General features: G+C 43.3%; 22 protein-coding genes. 12 read left to right on the top strand and 10 right to left on the bottom strand.

Annotated elements, in window-relative coordinates; genetic code table 11:
• Positions 1–3: 3 nt before the first annotated feature.
• On the top strand, positions 4–1,875 hold the full coding sequence (mnmG, locus tag ACK4EX_RS04830) for a tRNA uridine-5-carboxymethylaminomethyl(34) synthesis enzyme MnmG (protein WP_409770298.1): 1,872 nt from the start codon (positions 4–6) through the stop codon (positions 1,873–1,875).
• The gene (locus ACK4EX_RS04825; RefSeq protein ID WP_409770295.1) at positions 1,875–2,774 is read left to right on the top strand and encodes a class I SAM-dependent methyltransferase; all 900 of its coding nucleotides are present in this window, start codon (positions 1,875–1,877) and stop codon (positions 2,772–2,774) included. Before mnmG ends, ACK4EX_RS04825 begins: the two co-directional genes overlap by 1 nt.
• Here ACK4EX_RS04825 and ACK4EX_RS04820 read toward each other — a convergent pair.
• Together ACK4EX_RS04820 and ACK4EX_RS04815 are read right to left on the bottom strand one after the other, a co-directional pair.
• Positions 2,758–4,557 carry a glycosyltransferase gene (locus ACK4EX_RS04820; protein ID WP_409770292.1) on the bottom strand — a complete coding sequence of 600 codons (1,800 nt, stop codon included), beginning with the start codon at positions 4,555–4,557 and terminating at the stop codon, positions 2,758–2,760. The two genes, ACK4EX_RS04825 and ACK4EX_RS04820, sit on opposite strands and share 17 nt — an antisense overlap.
• Complete coding sequence (locus ACK4EX_RS04815; RefSeq protein WP_409770290.1) at positions 4,554–5,675, bottom strand: ATP-binding protein; 1,122 nt, start codon at positions 5,673–5,675, stop codon at positions 4,554–4,556. The genes ACK4EX_RS04820 and ACK4EX_RS04815 overlap by 4 nt, the downstream gene beginning before the upstream one ends.
• 84 nt (positions 5,676–5,759) lie before the next feature.
• Between ACK4EX_RS04815 and ACK4EX_RS04810 the strand changes: the two genes are divergently transcribed.
• Positions 5,760–6,950, top strand: coding sequence for a phosphoglycerate kinase (locus ACK4EX_RS04810; RefSeq protein ID WP_409770288.1), 1,191 nt, complete (start codon positions 5,760–5,762; stop codon positions 6,948–6,950).
• A 2-nt stretch (positions 6,951–6,952) separates the two neighbouring features.
• Here the strand turns inward: ACK4EX_RS04810 and ACK4EX_RS04805 are convergent, their stop codons facing one another.
• The 6 genes from ACK4EX_RS04805 to ACK4EX_RS04780 are packed head-to-tail and all read right to left on the bottom strand — an operon-like array spanning position 6,953 to position 11,442.
• Positions 6,953–7,636, bottom strand: coding sequence for an SDR family oxidoreductase (locus ACK4EX_RS04805; protein ID WP_409770286.1), 684 nt, complete (start codon positions 7,634–7,636; stop codon positions 6,953–6,955).
• Positions 7,629–8,618, bottom strand: coding sequence for a radical SAM protein (locus tag ACK4EX_RS04800; RefSeq protein ID WP_409770284.1), 990 nt, complete (start codon positions 8,616–8,618; stop codon positions 7,629–7,631). The genes ACK4EX_RS04805 and ACK4EX_RS04800 overlap by 8 nt, the downstream gene beginning before the upstream one ends.
• The gene (locus ACK4EX_RS04795; protein WP_409770283.1) at positions 8,611–9,429 is read right to left on the bottom strand and encodes a hypothetical protein; all 819 of its coding nucleotides are present in this window, start codon (positions 9,427–9,429) and stop codon (positions 8,611–8,613) included. The genes ACK4EX_RS04800 and ACK4EX_RS04795 overlap by 8 nt, the downstream gene beginning before the upstream one ends.
• Positions 9,430–9,441: 12 nt before the next feature.
• Positions 9,442–10,311, bottom strand: coding sequence for a ChaN family lipoprotein (locus ACK4EX_RS04790; RefSeq protein WP_409770281.1), 870 nt, complete (start codon positions 10,309–10,311; stop codon positions 9,442–9,444).
• A 10-nt stretch (positions 10,312–10,321) separates the two neighbouring features.
• A complete protein-coding gene (locus ACK4EX_RS04785) occupies positions 10,322–10,612 on the bottom strand; it encodes a putative quinol monooxygenase (protein ID WP_409770279.1) in 291 nt (96 codons plus the stop codon).
• Positions 10,609–11,442 (bottom strand): S-adenosyl-l-methionine hydroxide adenosyltransferase family protein, encoded by an 834-nt coding sequence (locus ACK4EX_RS04780; protein ID WP_409770277.1) that lies wholly within the window; start codon positions 11,440–11,442, stop codon positions 10,609–10,611. The genes ACK4EX_RS04785 and ACK4EX_RS04780 overlap by 4 nt, the downstream gene beginning before the upstream one ends.
• Positions 11,443–11,548: 106 nt before the next feature.
• On the opposite strand from ACK4EX_RS04780, the gene ACK4EX_RS04775 reads away from it, so the two are divergent.
• From ACK4EX_RS04775 to ACK4EX_RS04760, 4 genes are all read left to right on the top strand, one after another.
• Entirely contained in the window at positions 11,549–12,544 is a 996-nt protein-coding gene (locus ACK4EX_RS04775; protein WP_409770276.1) for a PhoH family protein, read from the top strand.
• Between the two features lie 13 nt (positions 12,545–12,557).
• Positions 12,558–13,484 carry a phosphoribosylaminoimidazolesuccinocarboxamide synthase gene (locus ACK4EX_RS04770; RefSeq protein ID WP_409770274.1) on the top strand — a complete coding sequence of 309 codons (927 nt, stop codon included), beginning with the start codon at positions 12,558–12,560 and terminating at the stop codon, positions 13,482–13,484.
• 125 nt (positions 13,485–13,609) lie between these two features.
• Entirely contained in the window at positions 13,610–14,212 is a 603-nt protein-coding gene (locus ACK4EX_RS04765) for a porin family protein (protein ID WP_409770273.1), read from the top strand.
• Between the two features lie 187 nt (positions 14,213–14,399).
• Entirely contained in the window at positions 14,400–14,549 is a 150-nt protein-coding gene (locus ACK4EX_RS04760; RefSeq protein WP_409770270.1) for a hypothetical protein, read from the top strand.
• 431 nt (positions 14,550–14,980) lie between these two features.
• Here ACK4EX_RS04760 and ACK4EX_RS04755 read toward each other — a convergent pair whose 3' ends face one another.
• Positions 14,981–17,476, bottom strand: a complete 2,496-nt coding sequence (locus ACK4EX_RS04755; protein WP_409770267.1) for a bifunctional UDP-N-acetylmuramoyl-tripeptide:D-alanyl-D-alanine ligase/alanine racemase — start codon at positions 17,474–17,476, stop codon at positions 14,981–14,983.
• Positions 17,477–17,484: 8 nt separating this feature from the next.
• Complete coding sequence (locus ACK4EX_RS04750) at positions 17,485–18,072, bottom strand: thymidine kinase (RefSeq protein ID WP_409770265.1); 588 nt, start codon at positions 18,070–18,072, stop codon at positions 17,485–17,487.
• Between the two features lie 42 nt (positions 18,073–18,114).
• On the opposite strand from ACK4EX_RS04750, the gene ACK4EX_RS04745 reads away from it, so the two are divergent.
• The 5 genes from ACK4EX_RS04745 (at position 18,115) to ACK4EX_RS04725 (ending at position 23,521) form a co-directional block, all read left to right on the top strand.
• A complete protein-coding gene (locus tag ACK4EX_RS04745) occupies positions 18,115–18,843 on the top strand; it encodes a hypothetical protein (protein WP_409770264.1) in 729 nt (242 codons plus the stop codon).
• Complete coding sequence (gene rsmI, locus ACK4EX_RS04740; protein ID WP_409770261.1) at positions 18,843–19,511, top strand: 16S rRNA (cytidine(1402)-2'-O)-methyltransferase; 669 nt, start codon at positions 18,843–18,845, stop codon at positions 19,509–19,511. Before ACK4EX_RS04745 ends, rsmI begins: the two co-directional genes overlap by 1 nt.
• A gap of 236 nt (positions 19,512–19,747) precedes the next feature.
• Positions 19,748–20,557 carry a TraB/GumN family protein gene (locus tag ACK4EX_RS04735; protein WP_409770259.1) on the top strand — a complete coding sequence of 270 codons (810 nt, stop codon included), beginning with the start codon at positions 19,748–19,750 and terminating at the stop codon, positions 20,555–20,557.
• Positions 20,554–22,524 (top strand): M1 family aminopeptidase, encoded by a 1,971-nt coding sequence (locus ACK4EX_RS04730; protein ID WP_409770257.1) that lies wholly within the window; start codon positions 20,554–20,556, stop codon positions 22,522–22,524. Before ACK4EX_RS04735 ends, ACK4EX_RS04730 begins: the two co-directional genes overlap by 4 nt.
• A gap of 79 nt (positions 22,525–22,603) precedes the next feature.
• Positions 22,604–23,521, top strand: coding sequence for a DMT family transporter (locus tag ACK4EX_RS04725; RefSeq protein WP_409770254.1), 918 nt, complete (start codon positions 22,604–22,606; stop codon positions 23,519–23,521).
• The last annotated feature ends 2 nt before the right edge of the window (positions 23,522–23,523 follow it).

The raw sequence follows: 23,523 nt of genomic DNA, 5'->3' as shown, positions 1-23,523 counted from the left end.
ACTATGGTAAGAGATAATCACTTTGATGTAATCGTTGTAGGTGCCGGACATGCAGGTAACGAAGCTGCCGCAGCAGCTGCAAAAATGGGTTCTAAAACATTGCTCATAACGATGAATATGCAGGTGATCGGGCAGATGAGCTGTAATCCGGCTATGGGTGGTATTGCAAAGGGTCAAATCATTCGGGAAATTGATGCACTTGGCGGATTAAGCGGTATAGTAACGGATAAGACTACGATACAATTTCGGATGTTAAACCGTTCCAAAGGTCCGGCAATGTGGTCGCCAAGGGCACAGAACGATCGTATGGCCTTCGCTGCCGAGTGGAGATATCAGCTGGAACAAATTCCAAACCTGCACTTCTTTCAAGACATGGTAGTGGATGTGCTAGTGAAAGATGATAGGATAGTGGGAGTAAAGACCAATTTAAACCAAACTTTTTATGCAAAATCAGTAGTTCTTACCAGTGGTACTTTTCTCAACGGAGTAATTCACGTAGGACTCAACAAATATGGTGGGGGTAGAATGGGCGAAGGAGCAGCGCGTGGAATAACAGAGGCTTTGAAGAAAATTGGATTTGAGCACGGAAGAATGAAGACTGGTACTCCTCCGCGCATAGATGGTCGATCGCTCGATTTTACAAAATTTGAGAGGCAAGATGGAGATGAAAATCCTGGAAAATTCAGTTATACAGATACAGAGCCCGTAAAAAATCAAATGCCTTGCTATATCGCCTACACCTCGCCTGAAGTACATGATACATTAAAGTTAGGCTTTGACCAAAGTCCGATGTTTACAGGGCATATCACAGGTGTAGGGCCCAGATATTGTCCTTCTATTGAAGACAAAATAAATCGGTTTGCCCACCGTGAGCGACATCAGTTGTTTATCGAACCAGAGGGTAGAAATACAGTGGAAATGTATATTAATGGATTTTCCACCTCTCTACCTGCAGAAATTCAATACAAAGCATTGACTAAAATTCCTGGTTTTGAAAATGCACGATTCTTTAGACCGGGATATGCTATTGAGTATGACTATTTTCCACCCACACAACTCTTTCATACGCTGGAAACAAAACTGGTAAGCGGACTTTTCTTTGCTGGCCAAATTAATGGTACCACCGGGTACGAAGAGGCGGCTGGCCAAGGAATAGTGGCCGGAATTAATGCGCATCAGCATGCCCATAATTTAGAAAAGATAATCATTCGACGCGATCAAGCATACATAGGTGTTTTAATTGATGACCTAATTACTAAGGGCACTGAAGAACCCTACAGAATGTTTACGTCTCGTTCTGAATTTAGAATGCACCTTCGCCAAGACAATGCTGATGAACGTTTGACTCCTTTAGGCTATCAAATAGGTCTGATTAATGAACAACGCTACCAAGATTTTAAAGAAAAGTACCAAAAAAGAAACTCCTTTATCGAGTTCATATCAAATCTCAGTTTAGATCTTAATGTTCTAAATGCTGTATTAGAATCAAAAAATTCAGTACCTGCCAAGCAAAAGATGAAATTAAAACCCATTTTGACCCGACCAGAAATTTCACTCAAGGATTTTTATAATGTGCAAGAAATAAATGAATTTATACATAATAATAAAATAAATGAAGAGATTTGCGAATCCGCTGAAATCCTGATAAAATATGAAGGTTATATAGCCAAAGAAAAAGAAATTGCGGAGAAATTGCTAAAATTTGAACATTTGGAAATACCTCATTCATTTGATTACAACGCAGTACACTCATTAAGTACTGAAGCAAAAGAAAAACTCACTGCCATTAAACCTAAAACTATTGGTCAGGCCTCAAGAATCAGTGGTATAAATCCTTCAGATATCAATATTCTTCTAATCTACATGGGAAGGTAATGAGTGTATCTTGTATAGTATGTAATTCGGATCAATGGATCGAGCGCAAAGAACATCCAAAAGCATGGAGAACAACAAATGAGGTTTTTTCTCTCTTTGAATGTACTTCATGTGGACTTATAAGGACAGAGCCAGTCGTATCAAAAGAACAAATTGGCCTTTATTACAACTTTTCCCAGTATGATTCCCATAAAAATTCTGGTTCAAAGTCGCTCTTTGATCTGATTTATAAGTTGATTCAAATACTGAATCATCGAAGTAAATGGAATGCGCTTAGATCTGTTTTAAATCAATATACCAGTAATCTATCAATCTTAGACTATGGATGTGGTAATGGTGCATTTCTTGAGTTTGTTATTGATAAATTTCAAAAAGTTCAAGGCGTTGAGTTTGCACCTCACATGATTGAGTATTGCAAAGCTAAAGGATTGGATGTGCTCTCGGAAAGCGAGTTTTATTTAATAGCCCATAGTTATGATGTAGTAACTCTTTTTCATGTATTTGAACACCTTTATGAACCGGAGAAATATTTGAAATACTTCAATAGACATTTGAAAAAAAATGGAATTTTACTCCTTGCAGTTCCCAATCCAGAGACATTTGATGCGAAATATTATAACAGCGATTGGGTTGCATGGGACGTTCCCATCCATTTACATCATTTTAAAGAACAAACAATCATTCGATTGGTGGAGAGATATGGATTTAAATTCAAGAAAAAGAAACCAATGTTTTTTGATGCCTTTTATGTGTCGATTTTAAGTGAAAAATATAGAAAGACCAAACTTGGCACTTTTCGTGGTGCTGTGCTCGGTCTTCTCAGTAATGTAATTGCACTTTTTACTGGCCAGTATTCTTCAAATATGTACATTTTTCAAAAGATTACTGAGATTGAGTAGCGAATTCATATGCTTCGATGTAGTATTTTACCAGATTACTCCAATCGAAGTGTTCGCTGAAATCTTCTAATTTATTGCGCATTATCATTCGTTGTCTCTGTGACATTTTAACGAATTGAAACAGGAATTTTGAAAGATCCGAGACAATTTGCTGGTTGTTTTTTCCAAGGCGCTTAATGGCATAAACACCACTGTTGTAAAAGTCTTCTTCCATATTCATTACGTAGCGCCCAAATCCCGAAAGATCTGATGTGACTGCTGGTACGCCACGAGCTATACACTCAAGAGGGGTATAACCCCAAGGCTCATAATAGCTCGGAAAAATTCCCAAATGACAACCTCTTACAAACTGGCCATAATCCATACTAAAAAGTGGATTTGTAGAAACGATAAAGTCAGGGTGATATACGACCTTAACCTTATCAAAGGGGCTGTTAAAAAGCTGACTATGCCTTAATCCGTTAAGTATATGGTCATCCACGTCATTCACGAGATTGTGAGTTACTATAACGGGCCATTTAGTGGACTTCCAATTTAAAATCGTCCTTCTATATCTCAATCGCCAATATTCGTCCACGAGCTCATTGAGATCAGGTAAATTGTGATCGTGAGAAGAAGCTGCTTTAAAAAAGAGCTTTTCAGCAATCTGCTGTTCTATGGCACTACAGGTGTTTCGAATTTCGTCGAGTTTTGCCTTTTGCTCAAGTACGTCTGGAAGAATATTCCAAGTTTGTGTTTTTGTAATAAAGAATGTAACTATTGTAAGATCGACATTTGCTTCTATCATCATGCGATTGAGCAACTTAAGTGCTTCAATCGTCACGTCAAAACCCTTGTTTTTGTATTCGTAACGTCCGGAAGTAAAGAAAAAAAGTGTTTTCGACAGGTCGAATGTATAGCTCGGAAAAAAATGCGCCATCACGAAAGTTTGAATTTTTTTCTTATAATTTTCATGGCGCACTTGAATCTCGTGATTGGCTGAGAATCTCGCCAAATTCAGCCCGTTTGGCGTGATTACATCTGGTTTTTTTGATAGTAAATACTGACATTCATTTGCAGTGAGCTCACTTACAGTAGTAAAGGCATGTGCATGTTGAGCGCACAGTTTTTCAATTTGAAACATTGAGGTAATTCCAAACCTTCTGGCATGTTCTTCCGGATTGTAGTAAGGCAATTTTTGATAAAATTCCGGATCATTCATTGCCAGATATCTTCCTAGCATCGTTGCATGTGTTGTAAATACGGTTTTTATGTCTATTCTTTCCTTTCGAATGTCGAGGATGGGAACTGAGGCCATCCACTCATGAAAGTGAGCAATGACAGAATTTCTACCTTTTAACTGGTTTACTATCCTAAAGAACGATCGAAGAGTATCAGACCACATTAAAACCTGGTCATATAGATCGTCGTTTTCGCGCCATTCGAGACCGTAGATTTGATGAAGATTTTTTTTATACACATCCAATCTGTTGTACACAGCTACCGGATTTATTAAAATAATTCTCGGTCTCCCGGTGACCAACCAGATTCCATACTTTACCTCAAAACCCAAATCGCGACAGCCTTTTACAACTTTGCCAAAAAAATCAGAGGTATCGTCGATCTCTTCAAATTCTGCATTTATACTGTCGTTTACAAGAGGGCCTAACAAACAGTATCTATCTCCAAAAATTTTTGTGATAGAAGGCAGTTTGCTTCGAATTACGGTGTAAATACCACCGAGCTGATTTCCTACTTCCCAAGAGGCTTCAAAGAGATACGAATTTTTTGCTAAAGTGTTCATACCAAAATATTTTCCTGAATTAATATAGATTTATTGCGCGTTACAAAGGCGTTTTTTGATCCAATTAAAAGGGAAATGATTGCCATTTTTATGGAAATATTTCGCTCTACCAACATGGTGTAATGGTCCACTAATTTTTGCAATTCAATCAAAGTATCCGTTGAAAATTTATCTCTATTTTTAATCATAAAATCATCGTGGATTTTATTCATAAAAAAGTTGAGAAAATGTTTTGTGAATTCTCTGCCTTTCGAATTTAAAAATTCTATTTTTTCAAGTACATATAGCAAAGTCTTATTTGGAGAATTTCCAGTAATAAACTCTATGAAAACACTGTAAATAGGTTCAAACTCTTCAAAGGGGTTATTGTTACTTAAAATATCTAAAATATTTCCAATATTTCCATCGCTAATTTGTAATAGGATTTCTGGATTGTGATGAGAAATATTTTCAAAATTCTCTTTTAAAAATTCACTAGTTTCTTGTAAAGTAGGTGCTTTAAAATGTGTAACTTGACAACGACTTAAAACTGTTGGCAAAACATCGTGAAGATTGTAACTCACCAGAAGTATAAGAGTATCGCCTGAAGGTTCTTCAATGGTCTTTAATATTTTATTTGCCCCTGCTGTATTTATCAGTTCCGGATACCAGATTAGAGCAATTTTTTTACCCCCATAAAACGATTTCAGTCCTAAAAATTTAATTAACGATTCACATTCACTAGTTGGTATGGAAAATGATTTTTTTTCTGCACTAATTTTTTGACTGAATTTAAACAAATCGAGATATGGATTTTTTTTGAATTGTTTTAAAAAATCTTCTAATAAATCTGTTGAGCTTTCAATTTTGCCTTTAGAATAAGGAAAGGGAAATATAATTTTTAAATCCGGGTGATTCAACGAATCTACTTGCTTGCAGTACGTACAAGTTCCACATGAATCATTTTCTGTACGATTTTCACAAAATAAGTATTTAATATAAGCAAAGGCTACAGGTAAAGCTTCCGATCCTTCTTTGCCAAAGAAAATTTGTGCATGACTCACTCGACCCTGGCGAACATTTGCCTTTAAATTTTCTACTGTATCGCGATTTGAAAACAGTTTAGAAAAATTCCACATACAAAATTTTGAATTAGCTGATAAAGATTTTTAATTAGAGAACCTTTGAAAATATTACTTTGTAGCCGTAAAAGTAACTACGAAATGAAAACAATAGACGATTTTAGTTTCAACGGCAAACGCGTAATCATACGCGTGGATTTCAATGTTCCCTTGGACAAAGATTTTACTGTGACAGATGATACGCGCATAGTAGCCACTATACCCACCATTAGAAAAATACTAAACGACGGTGGGGCAGCTATTTTGATGTCACATTTAGGGCGGCCAAAAAAGGGGCCGGCTGATGAATTTTCTCTTAAACATACCATTTCAACGATAGAAAAACACCTTGGACAAAAAGTCCAATTTGCAGATGATTGTATAGGTGATGGTGCATACGAAAAGTCAAAAAACCTTAAACCCGGCGAAGTTCTATTGTTAGAAAACCTTCGCTTCTATCCGGAGGAAGAGGCTGGCGACGAAGGATTTGCCCAGAAATTAGCCCGTCATGCCGATTTTTATGTAAACGATGCCTTTGGTACGGCACACAGAGCGCATGCCTCTACAGCTGTGATTGCCAAATTCTTTCCGGGCAAGAAGGCCTTTGGATATGTAATGGCCAATGAGATTAGAAATGTTTCACGTGTGCTGGAATCTACTGAAAAACCTGTGACAGCCATCATTGGAGGTGCTAAGGTGAGCTCTAAGCTTGGTATCATCAGCAATCTGCTGAAGAGGGTGGACAACATCATCATCGGCGGGGGAATGGCGTACACTTTTGTAAAAGCCAAAGGAGGAAATGTGGGTAAATCGCTGGTAGAAAATGACTTGCTCGATACAGCAAACGATATTCTCAAACAAGCTCAACAAGCGGGAGTCAAAGTATATCTGCCAGTAGATTCAGTAAATTCGACTGAATTTTCAGAAAATGGCACTACAAGCCTTACAGCGGTAGATGCTATACCTGATGATATGATGGGTTTGGATGTTGGGCCAAAGAGTCTTGAAATCTACCGTGAAGTACTCCTTGGCTCAAAAGTTATCTTGTGGAATGGACCAGTTGGAGTATTTGAAATGAAAAAGTTCGAAAATGGCACATTGGAACTTGGAAATATCGTGGCCGAAGCCACAGCCAAAGGTGCCTTCAGCTTGGTCGGTGGAGGTGACTCCGTAGCTGCTGTGAAGAAATATGGCCTTGAAGACAAAGTAAGCTATGTATCTACCGGCGGAGGAGCGATGCTCGAATATCTCGAAGGTATCGTACTCCCGGGTATTGCAGCCGTTTTAGAGTAGTATTACCTTCTATCGAGTTTAAACATCTGTGGGCGGATTACAATTTCTGTAGGGATGTAATCCGTCTTTTTTTCAATCAGATCAAAGACCAACTGACTTACTTCCGTTGGTGGAATCGAATACAGAGGGGAAGGATCTGGCTGGAAATCTTGGTGTGCATAAAAATCACTTGCGACTATATCAGGTACGATCAGCGTTACACGAAGGTTTTGCTTTCGGTATTGCTCAAAAAGGTTTTTTGCTAGGTGGTGTAATCCTGCTTTTGCAGAGCCGTAGTAGTTGTTCCAACGGCGCACTTCGAGAGCCGAAAAGCTGCCCAGGGCGATGATGTGGCCTTCGTTTCGCAACAGTGCCGGAAGACATGCCCGTATAATCATAGCTGGCGATACCAGATTAAGCTGATAGATTCGCTCGATTTCCTGTACCGTATAGCTTTCTGCTGGTTTAATAGAGTTTCCACCGGCATTAACAATCAAAAATTTAGGATTTTCATTTTTGAGCTTTTCACAGAGTTTTTGAGTTTCAATGCTGTTTGAGAGATCGCAGGCAAATTGACGGATTCCCATAATCGGCGACCGAGAACGCGCTATTCCGACTACGTCATATTTTTCTGATGCAGCCAAAAGTTTGCACACTTCAGCCCCAATGCCTCTGGTGTGGCCGGTTAGAATTATTTGTTCAGCCATAGACGAAAATTCGATTAAAACCTTCGTTATTTAGCGCTTCAGTGACGGTTTCAATGAGTTCTTTTCGCACATCTTTAGGATAATAAGCGTGCCCGTCTTTGCGCTCGAATGGATACCATAGTAATTCGCTATCAAGGCGCTGGTTCCGAATGTTGGTTAGATAATCCGTATTCATGCGCATTGTGCCGATGCTGATGCCAAATAGTCGAACTGGATCAAAATATTTTCTCAGGTTTGAAATAAATGTTCTGTAAAGTGCTTTAAAATCCTTGACATAAACAATAGGATCAATGCAAAGCATTACTGGCCAACCCATTACGTGAGCTTTATGGGCAGCTTTTATTCGCAGAGAAGGGGAGGGGGTAAGAGGCTCAAAACGTCTGGCAATTTCTTCAGGATTTACGCTCCAGGAGAGCACGACGTTTGTTGTGGGCTTTTTATTGGCGAAGAAGGACAAAATACTGCTTTTTGTGCGTATTTCTATGGTAATTTTTGGATTACAGTCTGCATAACTCATCCATTCATTGCAATACGGATACAAATGCTCTACTGCAGGTAGATCGGTATCGTACGATAGAGCCATATAAAAAGGCTCTTGTAATTGCTTTGAAAGAGTATCAGCTGCATGAATAAAATCATCATTATTGAGAAATAATACAAGATGCGGAGTATTAAACATGCCTTGTAGGTAGCAATACTCGCAATCATAGAGGCAGTTAATGGCTAAGGTGTTGTAATAAAAGTGTTTGAATTCAATCGAATGCGTCAATGGGCTGGCTTTATAATAGAAGGTATCTTTTCTACGAGCCAAAATAAGAGATTGATAGCGCTTTTGTACGCGCCAGTTGCCACCACGCTGGTTGAGAACGTCCTTGTAGAGCTCGATCCACTCGACAGCACTTGGCTTTATTTTTTCTAATATTTTGCGTACACCGCTGTGATTCTGCAATTCTCTTTCGATGTACACAATCCGCTTATTCATTGGCGTATAGTCTTGTGCAGATTTCTTCGAATCTTTTATCTCTGTCAGGAATGTTTAAATAGCTTTCAGCCAGTACCGAATTTACCCTGTGTTTTTGTTTTGCGTTAACCAAGTACATACAATACTCCAATAGCTGCTGTGTTTGTGTAAAACTCAGTCTTTGCTTGTTTGAAAAGTCCTTTACCGAGGTTTCCAGGTCGTAATACAATCGTAAGTCGCCTGCCAGGTGAATGATGTGGTTTATTTCAGCTAAAGCCGTTTCAATGGTGTTGATTACCGATTCATTGTAGTCTTTCAGAGAGTTTTTTACTGACTCTAATTTTCCATCGCGGTCACTGACAAACTTTAAAAGATGGATTTGATGAATCTGAAGAAACCGCTTTGCACCTGTAACAAAGCCATAGCCTTCCATATCAAATAGGCTATCGGGCTTATTTTTCATTTGAGATTCGGTAGCTGGCTGATGTACGGTATGGAGTGGAGCATAAGGCGACTTTGAAAAAACTGGATCTAGATAATGTGCTTTAAAGGGTGTACAGTGCACACTCGATGCTGCATACCAGCTGTGCAAAGTTTTAGAAGCGCTGCCGGCAAAACCAACATTAAGGGCACAATCAGCTTTAGATTCCGTTGAAAAATAATGAATCACAGCAGCCTGCATATTTAAAATGCCTATACCTGTAACAATTATATCATAACTATCGCATGAAAACCGCTTGTAAAATGCCGGACAATTGATACTACGGGCATCGAAGTATCGAACTACGTGACGCGCTTCTTCCCAATGCGCAAATACCAACAGGGTTTTCATAACTAGTGAGAATCAGTGGGTGCGAATCATATCGTCGGGCACTGCAATGACTACGTCAGCCAGACCTCGAAATTCCTTGTTAAGCTTCTGTATATTGGCCTGACGCACCATCGCTATAGTGAAGTATCGCGTCTTAGGCCGATATTTTTCCAAATACCAGATAATACCCTCAAAATTGTTGGTGTGATACGTGCCGTTAAGATGAAGGATTTTGAAGCCTTTTTCCAGTAGTTGCACCACACTCCAGGCCATTGCAGCATCTTTCAAGGCCTGGGCTTTCGGCAAATTTTCACCCCCGTGACCATGTGCCATTTTGAGCATGTTGCGATACCCGGGCAGTTCGGCATCGTAAGGAATGGGTAGGGGAGGGACGTACTTTTTTAAATCAGATTCAATGGTATCTAGAGCTTCAAAGCCACCTCTGTATACGGCCGAAGCCCAGGCTCGTGGAACATTTGAGGCGAAGACCGAAATACCTTTTCTTTTGGCCAATTCCACCATAGGGCTGTAGTCTGTCTTATAATTTTTCCAGATGGAATTTGCTTCGCTGAAAAAGGTATTTTGGTCGATTTTACTACTCAAGTAGGCATTCAGCACTTCTGCATCTTGCCATTCAAACATTTCCAATCCCAAAGCGAGATTTTCTTCAGATTCGATAAGATGCTTTAGAAGTTGCAGCTGAAGATAGTGAATAACTGGATCGTCGTGGTACTCGCCAAAAAACACTGTCTCTGCTTTGGCTGATTTTCTAAGCACTTTTTTCCAATGAATGGATTTTCCTTTTTTATCAAAAATTTTGTAAAGTTTGGGATTGTTTTGAGCCCAAGAAAGCGTGCTCATGGCTATAAAAATGATAATGGCAACTAAGGTTTTTCGCTTCATCCAAAAACTTTTACAAATCATACAAAATATCTACCGACCAAGCTTCTGGCTTGTCAGCGAATAGGACTTTGGTAGCAGCCCATACGCTTTTAAAAAGTTCACTTTGGCGATATTGTTCGAGATAATCAGGATGTTCCCACTCTGAAATGGTAAAAAACACATTTGAGTTTTCTTTGTCGTTTACTAGTTTTAGGGAATTACATCCCGGTTGATGTCGGATTTTTTCTTTATTCTGTTCGAAAATGTTTAGAAAACTTGGAACGTCTTCTGGCTTAAAAGTCATTTTTACAATTCGAATCATACAAACTCTATTGTGATGGTATCTCCGGTTTTCACACCCAAAAGTTTATCAGCCCCAAGGCTTCGTGCGTATCCTCTTGGCTGGTGCACATTAGCACTGTTAATAAGGCCAATTTCAAGAAATCCCGCTGAGTTGAACAGCGCAAATGCTTCACCGGTGTTTCGAAATTTGAGCTCTTCATATCCTGCTACAATTCTGCGAATCACATTGTTGCGAATTTTTATCTCAAACGACAAGCGTTGAAAATTCTTTTCAAAATAGCGCTTGTGTACATTAGTCACTATGTTGCCATATTCATCGATGAAAATGACTTGAGCAATAAGTTGAGTGTCGTTATTGCGAAAAAAGGGCTGAGGAAAGCCATTTGACAAATACTCGCCTGGCTCATAGCCGATCTGTGAAAGGTCGATCTCTTTTGCCAAGGCAGCGGCAGCCTTAGCTATGGTATGTGCGCGCCAGCTTGAGCGGTCGTTGGCATCTATAGGAATTTCTACCACTTTTGCTGCTGTTTTGTGGAAGTTGATGTATCCCAAAAAACTATTGTCAGCCGTGATGTAGTACTGGCCCTCGACATAGCCAGCTAAAATCCGACCTGAAGCGGCTTCACTCACCGGATTTTCGTCCACACAGACGATGTGTACACTGTTTTCAGGAAAGTATTGCCTTGCAAAGAGCAGTACTGCCGCAGCTTCCGATACCTTGAAGGTAGATATCTGATGAGAAATATCGATGATGGTAGCCGTTTCGTGATACTTATAGATCAATGCCTTAAGAGCACCCACATAATGGTCGCGCAACCCATAGTCAGATGTCAGGGTGATTAAAGGCATTTGCTGCAAAGGGCTTTTTTTAATTCAGAGAAAGATTGTTATTTTGCAAACAAAGTTAAGTGTAACCCCTTACGAAAAAAGATACGGATTTTAATACCCATTTCATTTGACTGAAAAACTGCTTGAGCTTCAGAAATCGTTGCCAAGTCGCGTATATGGCAACAACAACCGTTACCTGCAAATTATCCAATCCTATTATCCAACGCTCAAAATTACAGCCCGAGGCAATGAGCTAAAAGCAACTGGCCCCGAAGATGTGCTGATGGATTTCGAAGCCAAAATCGAATACCTCATCATGCACTTCGATAAGTATCAATCGCTCTCCGAAAACCAACTGGAGCGCATCCTAACTTCCTCAGCTGAAGAGCGGAATCGCATGATGAGCGACTCAGTCGGCGAGAAAGTTCTTGTGTATGGTGTCAATGGTCACCTCATCAAAGCGCAGACGCCCAATCAGCAGCGTATAGTAGAAGCCGTGGAAAAGAGCGATATGGTCTTCGCGGTAGGTCCAGCCGGAACAGGAAAGACCTATACCGCTGTGGCATTGGCTGTTCGAGCTTTGAAAAACAAACAGGTAAAGCGAATCATCCTGACCAGGCCTGCAGTAGAAGCCGGCGAAAATCTCGGCTTCCTGCCGGGCGATCTCAAAGAAAAACTCGACCCCTATCTACAGCCTCTTTACGACGCCTTGCTTGACATGATTCCACACGAAAAACTGGCCATGTACATCGAGTCGGGTGTCATCCAGATCGCACCATTGGCCTTCATGCGCGGCCGCACGCTCGACAACGCCTTCGTTATACTCGACGAAGCTCAAAATACCACAGAGGCCCAAATGAAAATGTTTCTCACCCGCATGGGCCGCTCGGCTAAGTTTGTGATCACCGGTGATTTTACCCAGATCGACCTTCCGAAAAATCAGCGTTCCGGTTTGGTACAGGCATTAAAAATCCTCAAAAACATTGAAGACATTGCCATTGTAAAACTCGACGACAAAGACGTGATTCGCCACAAGCTGGTCAAAAGAATCATTCAGGAATACCGCCAATTCGAATCCGATAAACTTCACCCTGATCAACGAGAAGACCTTAGCCAAATCTGAACCCCCTTACCCAATGACAGAACACCTTCCCATTGAAGGCCTTAAATCCTTCTACCGAGGCAAAGTGCGCGATGTGTACTTTCTCGAAAACGACAAAATCATCATGATCGCCAGCGACCGAATCTCGGCCTTTGATGTAGTTCTTCCCCGCCTCATACCTTATAAAGGTTCAGTGCTCAATGGCATCGCAGCGCACTTCCTACAAGCCACTGCTACACAGGTACCCAACTGGTACGAGCACAGTCCATTGCCCTTTGTGAGCATAGGCAAATCAGCTAAACCCTTCAAAATTGAAATGGTCGTCAGAGGCTACCTGGCTGGCCATGCCTGGCGAACCTATAAGAGTGGCCAACGTATCCTATGCGGTGTACCACTGCCCGAGGGCCTTCGCGAAAACGACCCACTACCACAGCCTATCATTACTCCTACTACCAAAGAAGCCGTCGGCACACATGACGAAGACATCTCTGCTGAAGAAATACTTGCTCGCGGCTTGGCTACAGCTGAGGAGTGGGAAGTTCTCAGACACTATGCTCTTACCCTCTTTGACATTGGTACTCGCATGGCCGCTGAGCGCGGACTCATTTTAGTGGATACCAAATACGAATTTGGAAAAGACAGCTCTGGCAGAATCATCCTCATCGACGAAGTACATACTCCTGATTCATCGCGATATTTCTATGCTGAAGGCTACGAAGAGCGACAAAGCCGAGGCGAGCCACAGCAGCAGCTGTCAAAAGAATTTGTTCGCCAATGGCTCATAGAAAATGGCTTCCAGGGCCGTCCAGGTGAAGTAATTCCTGAAATGACCGACCAAAAAGTCGAAGAAATAAGCCAGCGCTATATTCAGCTTTATGAATTGATAACAGGAAAACCCTTTACCCGGTTTCAATACCCCACTCAAGAAGAGCTCCTTGAAATCATTCACCAAAGCATCTGAACCAACCCTTTGCTGAAAAAGAAAAATGCATCATTCAGCTCTCATTTAAGAGCTTTTACAAACAATTACTAACTCGATATAAAACGCTACGTCTATTTCGTAAAAACATTTTAACCCTGAAAAACATGAAAAAAATCGCAACCATTCTCTTCATAGCCGTTGGCTATTTGGCCACAGCACAGTTTGATTTAGGTGTAAAACTCGGCCTTAATACCACAAGGCTTAATATGGACGATGTAAACAATCCCAATCAAGTCATCGAATCACTACAGGCCGGAGATATGCGTTACGGATTTCAAGGAGGTCTCTTCAGCGCTATCAATTTCCTTACCTACCAAGTACGTGTTGAGGCCTACTATTCGTCCATCAATGTAGAGTATCGCGCCCGCCAATCAAATAACCAAACCACAAACTCAAGAGTCACCGTTAACAGACTTGATTTTCCTGTGCTCTTTGGTCTTAAGTTTGGTCCAGTTAGAGCCAATCTTGGCCCCGTGCTCAGCTACAACGTATCTTCTACTAATGACGTACTAGAAAACGGCCTTCGAAATGGCACCGTTGGTGGCCAGGTTGGCCTCGGAGTAGACTTCTGGAAGATGATGGCAGAAGTTCGATACGAAATGGGATTATCCAGATTCGCCAACCAGGTTAACGTAAGCGGACAAAGCATTCCCACTGACTCTCGAGTATCGCTTTGGACTTTTTCAGTTGGATATAAATTTTTCTAACGCATCCAGTCCCGACGAGGGGCTTTTATTTGGGCGCGCCTAAGGCATGGCCCTTCCACATGGGGCCTGCCAAGGTAAGATGCCGTCAGGCGCCTTCTTCTGGGCCTGGTCACCTTTACAGTCAGCTTAGCTCCCGTTCTTTGGTACAGCTTCGCTTTCACCTACGCACCTAGCAACTCTACGTCCGATGGGCACCTCACGCTTCAGTGGCCGGTACTTCTCATTTGTTGGTAATCCAAAGATGCACTTAGATAAAGACACAGATGAACGTGTATTTTTTGATTACTACGGAGGGGGTGATGTGATTTACAGCCCCATAAGGGCCAAATGTCAATAGCATGGCCATAGCAAACAAACAAAAAGCTCATTAGAACAACACAGGTTGCAAATGCGAGAGATTAGTTTCGCTCCTACGGAGCTTGATTGCCAAATTGGGTCGAAACTCAAAACTATTAATCTTTTGCAGTGCTGCAGACTTTTTTATTACAATACATCACTGAACTTAAACTAAACCCAAACTTAAACCTATATAGTGCGATTTGATCTTAGAGTTCCCTCTGTAAAACTTGCCCCCTATTTAAAGCCGTTTGCCAGATTTTTAAAGAGTTGTAGGGGGTAAAAACCCTTCAGAACTCTTCTGTGAATTCTGAGGGAAATTTCCATTCTCTTTGTTTTCGAAAGAAGTACGGTGGGAGTAAAAGTTTGAGTAGAAATAACAGTTTGGTCGTTTGGTACAAGGGTACAGGTACATTTTCTGTCAAAATATCACTACTCCCTGAAATAAATCCTTCTAACCCTATGGCCTACCGATGTAAGTACTTCGTATGGAATGGTTTCCATTTTTCGAGCAAGGTCTTGAATGCTCTGGTGCGGACCAATGATTTCTACCGGATCATCAGCTGTAACTTGATCAAGACCTGAAACATCTACCATTGTCATATCCATACACACTCGGCCGATAATTGGACAATACACACCGTGTATATAAAATCCGCCCTTTCCATTGCTCAGCGAACGTCGGATACCATCTGCATATCCAATGGCCACAGTGGCTGATTTCATTGGTTTGTCCGCCACAAACGACCTACCATACCCCACCGAATCACCTGGTTTCAATTCCTTTACCTGGCTTACAAACGAATACCACTCTACAGCCGGTTGCAGATTGCGCTCAATCTCGGGAGAATGTGCTATGCCATACAAACCAATTCCCAAACGCACCATCTGACAACGCTCGTCGAAATAGTCTAAAGAACCAGCCGTATTGTGGATATGTCTTATGACGTTATATCCAAGTGTTTCTTCAATTTTATCGACAATAGTGTGAAATTGCTCTATTTGTTTGATTGTAAAATCTCTTTGTAGGGGCTCATCAGCAGCCGCCAGGTGAGAGAGTACACTTTCTACCTTAATGTTTGAATGCAACCGTTGCAATGTAGAAAGCAACAGATCGACATGCTCTGGCTCAAAGCCGAGCCTTTTCATACCGGTATCGATTTTCAAGTGGATTTTAGTCGGCTTTTTGGAAGAAAGATTTCCAAGATGTTCCAACTGTTCGAAGCTGTAGATTTCCGGTTGGAGGTCGTTTTCTATTACGAGCGGAAGCACATGTGGGTGAGCATTCATGACCATGATAGGCATTGGAATGTGCGCATTGCGCAGTTCGATGCCTTCGTCGGCATATGCGACGGCTAAGTAATCTACCCCCACTGATGTAAGATAGCGCGCCAATTCCACTGATCCTGATCCATAGGAAGCAGCCTTTACCATAGCCATTATTTTCGTGTTTTTTGGAAGTCGCGAACGGAAGTAAGAGAGATTGCGACCAATGGCGCTGAGATTTATTTCCAAACGGGTTTCGTGTACATGAGCTGACAGACTTTGAGCGATTTTTTCGAATCCAAATCTCCTTGCTCCTTTCAACAGAATGTCGGCGTGTGTGGGCGGATGATGTTTAAAGTCATGAAGAAGCTCTTCCGTAGTAGAGAAAATCTGTAAATTTCTTGATGCAAATGGAATCGTAAGATGCTGCCTTTGGCCGACGTAATACAGTGAGTATAGTTCTTTAGAAGGCTGAGCGGCAAGTTCGCGCTCCAAAATATCGAAATACACCTGTTGCTGTTCACTTTTTAGCTGGTCAAGCTCTGAGAGCACCAATATTTTTTTTCGGCCTATACCTGATGAAAATAGCGTGCGCAGGGCATACACGAGTGCCTCGGGGTCAGCGGTGTACGAGTCGTTCAAAATCATGCAGTCGTTGATGCCGCGCGTCCATTCCATGCGCATGCGCACCGGCGGGAGAGCTGCCGTTTTCCGTAGAATGCTTTCATCTCCCTCGGTAACCAAAAGAGCAGCTGTGAGGGCAGTGAATGTATTTTTTACAGAAATTTCATCTGTAAAGGGGACAGCAAATTCACGTTTTTTCTCAGTTAGATGCTCATATGGGCATTTGACCAGGTTAAAAGTTTCATTTTCTAAATGCCTAAAGACAAAATCTCCTGTTTTGGGGTAAAGAGCACAGGTAAAAACAGATTTTTCAGGAAAATTATTTAAAAAAAATTCCGAAACCTCCGATTGGTCAGTTCCCAGGATGATAACCTTGGCCTCTTTGAAGAGTTTTCCTTTTTCTATCAATTTCTGGTTTCGATCGACAAATCCGGCATCGTGGGCACTGCCGAGATAGGTGAATATACCAATATTAGGGCGAATGATGCGTGCCAACCTTTCCATTTCACCGGGTTGTGAAATGCCGGCTTCGATAATGGCAAAGCGATGGAGGGGTTCGATCTTCCAAACCGAGAGCGGTACACCTACCTGAGAATTGTAGCTCAAAGGGCTTTTCGCCACTTCGTAATCTGGCCAGAGCAAGTCATACAGCCATTCTTTGACCATCGTTTTACCATTGGAACCAGTAATGCCGACAACGGTCACATCAGTCAGTTGGCTACGGTGATGCGCAGCCAGTTGCTGAAGGGCGTCGAGGGTATTTTGAACCTTAAACAAGACTACATCTGCTGGCACGTCAGCGGGTAGGCGTTCTACCACAGCATATTTTAAACCGGCTTTTATAGCCTGAGGCAGGAACGTATGAGCATCGAAGTGCGGGCCCCGCAGGCAGAAGAAAAGACTTTCGTCCACCGGCATGGCCTGTCGGGTGTCTGTCCACAGATTCTGAATGCAACGCTTATCATGCAACGGGCCAATGACTTCAGCCCTCAGGATGGAAGCTATTTCTGCTGGGGAGTAAGGCTTAGGGTGATACATCAGTTAGTTTACTTGTTGCGCGATTTCATGGCTTCTACAAAAGCGCGACGGCTAAGAGGCTCGTATTCTTCCTTCTCTCCGAGAAAAATCTGCTGATCGGAAGCGACCTTTCGAAAGCTGTAGTGCGCCAGATCCCCCGTGCGGGTGCATATGGCATGCACTTTTGTGACAAATTCAGCCGTAGCCATCAAAAAAGGCATGGGGCCAAATGGTCGGCCTTCGCTGTCCATATCGAGGCCGGCTACAATTACGCGCACACCTTGGTTGGCCAATTGGTTGCACACATCTACAATGCCTATGTCGAAAAATTGAGCTTCATCTATCCCTACCACATCAATCCCTTCGCTCAAGAGCAAAATGGATGAACTATGTTCGACTGGTGTTGAAGGGATGCGGTTATGGTCGTGCGAGACTACATCGGTATGGTCGTATCGGGTGTCAATGGCCGGTTTAAAAATTTCTATTTTCTGTCGGGCAATCTGCGCTCGGCGTAATCTGCGCATGAGCTCTTCCGTTTTACCACTAAACATGGGGCCGCAAATCACCTCTATCCACCCGACTTTTGTACTTTCGCCTCTGTATTGTTCTAAAAACATTTCCGAAATAAGCACCCAAAAGTAGTAACCAAAACACATCTCATGGCCAAAGAAGCTAAGCAAGTACTGGACGAACTCTGTGCTGCTATACTGAAAAGCGCAAAAGATGACCTACCACAGCTTGTCGAATGGAGTAGGGAGCTGTACGAACAGTTGGTGATCATGCACTACCTGTATCAACAACATGCTGTAAATGAAACAAAAACCGATGTAGCATCAGATAAAATATTGAGTGTAAAAACATATGATACACATGAGACCAAAGTAGAAGACAAAAAAACACCTGAGAATACACCGACTGAAATTGTACATCAACAAGCAGATATACGCATTGAAAAACCTGTAAAAGAGAAGGTTGAAAAGACGTTTGTGCAAGAAAAAACAGAGAAATCCGTCATCGAAAAAAAATTGTATGTAGATACAGAAAATGTTGGCAGGGCAGTTTATACAGAAATCAAACAGGAGAAAGTAGAAGTATCGATCACCGATGGTGGGTTGGCACTAAATGAACGACTTGCAACATCGAGTAAGATTGCGCTGGGTCTGAACGACAAAATTGCCTTTTCACGCCATTTGTTTAATGGAGATGATGCAGCTATGAGTGCATTAATCGATGCTATGAACGGTGCCCAGACCTTCGAACAGGCCATGAATTACCTCCACCAGGCGAGGGCTCAGTTTGGACATTGGGATGAGAAAAAAGAGTTTGTGACACGGCTGGAGAATCTGGTTCGCCGGAAGTTTGGCAAACCTGAAATCATCGAAGACTGATGGGCAAGCTCTATGTAGTGCCCACTCCGATCGGCAATCTGGAAGACATCACACTTCGCGCTCTGAAAGTGCTCAGAGAGGTAAGCGTCATCTATGCCGAGGATACACGTACCACTGCCATATTGCTCAGACACTTCGACATTCAGACGCCCTTGCGCAGCTACCACATGCACAATGAGCATCAGGTGACTTCGTCAATCATTGCATCACTCAGTGGAGACACATCGGCCGCTCTTGTGTCGGATGCCGGTACGCCGGGCATCAGCGATCCGGGATTTTTGCTGGTGCGGGAATGCCTTAGAAACGGAGTGGATGTCGAGTGCCTGCCAGGTGCCACGGCATTTGTGCCGGCTCTGGTAGAAAGCGGATTTCCATGCGATGAGTTTGTGTTTCTGGGCTTTCCACCGGTTAAAAAGGGTAGGCAATCTTTTTTCAAAGCCCTGGCCGAAAGGCGTGAAACCATTGTTCTGTACGAGTCGCCTCACAAAATTGAGAAGACATTGAGTGATCTGGCCGAAGTACTCGGACCGGATCGACAAGTGTCGATTAGTCGAGAAATCAGCAAAATGTTTCATCAGACCGTGCGTGGCCCTGTGAGTCAGCTTCTGAGCATGCACAAGCAAAAACCTTTTAAAGGTGAATTGGTACTGGTGATAAGCAAAATGTGAAAAGGGTTATTTATGGTAATGAAGCGAACGCAGTGAGCGTCGCGTGAGGTGGCCGGCGGACGCCCGAAGCGCAGCGCAGGGCGGTGCGAAGGCTGAGCGAAGCGAATGCCTGAGCACGGAAGCGAAGCGTACTCCAGAGGACACCGACCCCAGGCAATGGCGCGAATGCGCTTTGCCTGGGGGCACGCCCAGAAAAAAAACTCCAAAATTTTTATAAGAAACGAAAAGAAATACAAATGAGCATTTTAGAAAAAAAATATACCAACTGGCTGTATCGAATTTCCTGCACAAAATCTGATAAACCTTCCTACATCTTCGGTACCATGCATATAGTGTGTGCTGACCGGTATCAATGGCCTGATGGCATCAATGACCTGCTGACTGCTGTCGAAGTGCTCTACTTAGAAACGGACATATCGCCTGATGCCGCACACCTGGTAGATTTTAATTTGATGGATTTGAAAGCCGATACTACTGTCGAAATGGGTGAAAATGAGCTGGAACAACTCCGGGCATTCAACAGGCAGCACTGGAATTTCGGAGAAGATGAACTTCTGAGTATGCATCCGTTTGCTCTGTTGGCGCAATTGCAGGTTGATCTGTTTGAATGCTCTACGATGGCTCTTGATCATCAACTAATGTTTCAGGCGATGAACTTGGGCAAAAGTGTCAGAGGATTAGAAAGCTTTGAAGAGCACATCGGCACGATTGGCAAAGTGCCAAATAAAGAATACTGGCGACAGCTATTGTACTGTATAACCCATTATGAGGAGGTGAAAAAGGGCATTAATGCACTGATAGACGCATACCATACGGGCGACATGGAAGGCATTCATCGGCTTTTTGATGAGTGGGCTTGGGTGCTGCTGCCTTCAGCGGCCGAAAAAGCCTTTATCTCTGACCGTAATGGGCGTTGGATACCGGTGATGGAAGACGCCATGAAAGAAGGATCTGTGCTCTTTGCGGTGGGAGCGGGCCATCTGTTGGGAGAAGGTGGTGTGTTATCTTTGTTAGAACAAAAAGGATATACCGTTCAGATGTTATGATTTGTAGGAGCTGGCTTTTGGTGGGAGCAGTGGTGCTGACGACAGGTGTGTGGGGTCAAAGGATTGATTCGGGAATTCAGGATGGCGATATGTTGTGCAAGCGGCCTTTTGTGCTAAAGAGCAGTCGCTGGAAGAGCGGTCAGCTCTCATCACCGCTGATGGCCCGCTATGATGTGGTGTATCACCGTCTGCATTTCTGGGTAAATCCGTCTGTCATGTTTATTCAGGGGGCGGCTGCCACGTATGTGCGTGCCTTGCAGGACAGTGTGGCCACGTTAGTCTTCGACCTGCGAAATTCGATGACCGTGGATTCGGTTAAAAGCCTACGCACCGGGCAGATGCTCAGCTATCAGCATCAGTTTCATCAGGTTTCAATACAGCTGGGTCAAGTATTACCCAAAGGCATTCTTGACAGCGTGGTAATTTACTACCGCGGTACTCCGGTAAGCACCGGGCTGGGCAGTGTGGGACGGCAGACGTACAGCTTTGGAAGTGCCTTGTGGACCCTTTCACAGCCGTATGGATCGCCTGATTGGTGGCCCTGTAAGGATGGGCTGACAGATAAGATTGATTCCATCGATATCCTAATCACAACACCAGTACCCAACCGTGGTGCATCTCTTGGTGTGCTGGTGTCAGAATGGGTGCAGGGCAATCAGCGAACCAGCTACTGGAAGCATCGATATCCCGTAGCCCCCTATCTGGTGGCTATAGCAGTAGCACCTTATGTGGTCTTTGACCAGCCAATTACGCTGCCGTCAAATGGGCAATCCCTTCCTTTTGTGAACTATGTGTATCCTACCGATACACCTGCTGTATATCAGAGTGTGCTTTACACGCATCAGGTGATGAAACTTTTTGACACCCTGATAGCGCCATATCCCTTCAAATCTGAGAAGTACGGCCATGCGCGCTTTGGGTGGAATGGAGGTATGGAGCATCAGACGATGAGCTTCATGGGAGGCTGGCAGCAAGACCTGATAACACACGAACTGGCGCATATGTGGTTTGGCGATCTGGTGACCTGCGGCTCCTGGGCCGACCTCTGGCTCAACGAAGGCTGGGCTGTGTATCTGACCCAACTGACCTATGAACACATCAAACCCCAGCAATATCAAGCATATAAAATCAATGAAATCAACAAAATAACGTCACAGCCGGATGGGTCGGTTTACACACCGGACACATTGAATCTCAGCAGACTTTTCAGCGGCCGGCTTACTTACTCTAAGGCCGGATATGTATTGCATTCGCTGCGATGGCTGATGGGTGATTCGGCCTTTTTCGCCGGCACGAGAAACTATCTGAAAGACACTTCGCTGGCGTATGCCTTTGCGCTTACTCCCCAATTCAAAGCCCATATGGAGGCTGCCTGCCAGTGTTCGCTTACGGAGTTTTTCGATCAATGGATTTACGGGGAGGGCTATCCCACCTATCAAATCATCTGGTGGCAGGACGGCGACAGCCTTCGCATGAACATTTCGCAGACCACAAGCCATCCCTCTGTATCTTGGTTTAGCATTCCCTTACCGATACGCGTGACAGACAGCAATCAGCAGGTACATCACTTGCGTGTAAGCGTGCCAGGAGCATCATTTTCATTTGCACACTATATGCCTCAAGGTGCATCAGCCGTAGTCTTTGATCCTGAGCGTTGGTTGATTTCAAAAAACAGTGTAAGTCTGCACATTAGTCAGCTCAGGGAGCTTACACCGCAGTTTAGTTTGTATCCCAATCCTGGTAGCAACCAACTGACCCTCGAGCTGGGAAGCAGAGCACAGGATGTCAGAGCCATTTCATTTGCACTGCCAGATGGTCGGATAGTGCATAAACTGACTACAGCCGAATTTGAAATAATTGATAGTAAAATTTCCGTACCTACGGGAAGATTTTCCGGCGGGATGTACATCGTAATTGTAGAACTCGGCGATGAACTTCACCATTTAAAGTGGATTAAGCTGGATTAGATGTTTCAGACCTGCCGGGCAATAACCGCGTCTATCTTTGCTGCCTAAATTTTAAAAACCGAAATTTACTCTGATTGCATTGTCTGCCGATAGCCAGCTGAGTGCGCGCCTGCGCATGCATTTTATTGTATTTATCTGGGGATTTACCGGCATTCTCGGACACTTGATTACAGTGGATGCTTATACGCTTGTATGGCATCGCATGTGGATGGCTACGGTTGTACTGGTCACCTATTTGTTGATAATCGGAAGAAGTTTCAGGGCTACGGTGCGCGAAATCGTCACCTTACTACTGGCCGGCAGTGTGATAGCCGCGCATTGGATCACGTTTTTTCATGCGATTAAGATTTCAACCGTTTCGGTCACGCTGGCGTGCCTAAGTACCGGGGCGCTCTTTACAGCATTACTGGAGCCGATTTTCTTTCGCCGGAAGCTCGACGTGCGTGAAATATTGCTCGGAATGGCCGTGGTGGTCGGGCTTTATATTATTTTCAATTTTGAGACACAGCACACCTTGGGTATAATAGTGGCGCTAAGCAGCGCCTTTTTGTCGGCCCTGTTTTCGGTGATCAACGGTTTGATGGTTAAGCGCCTGAAGCCCAATGTAATTACAACGTATGAACTTACCGGCGGATGGATAGCCCTTACTCTATATCTATGGGTTTCAGGACGATTGGATGCCGGTCTTTTCGCGTCACTTACCACAAAAGGTTCACTGGGATGGCTCAACGGCGATTGGTTTCTCATTTTCATCCTCGCCAGCGTGTGTACGGCCTATGCCTTCATTGAGAGCGTGCGTGTCATGAAAGTTCTCAGCCCTTACAGTGTCATGCTCACCATTAACCTTGAGCCGGTGTATGGCATACTGATGGCCGCACTCTTTCTCGGTGAGCGTGAGAAGATGAGTCCTCAGTTCTATCTTGGCACGGTAATTATCCTGTCAGTTGTATTTATTGAAGCTTGGTTACGCCGTCGGAAGCAGGCGGTCACGGGTTAATT

The sequence above is a fragment of the Thermaurantimonas sp. genome (genome assembly GCF_046299575.1).
In the GTDB taxonomy this organism is placed as follows: Bacteria; Bacteroidota; Bacteroidia; order Flavobacteriales; family Schleiferiaceae; genus Thermaurantimonas.
This window is presented reverse-complemented; position numbering and strand designations above follow the sequence as displayed.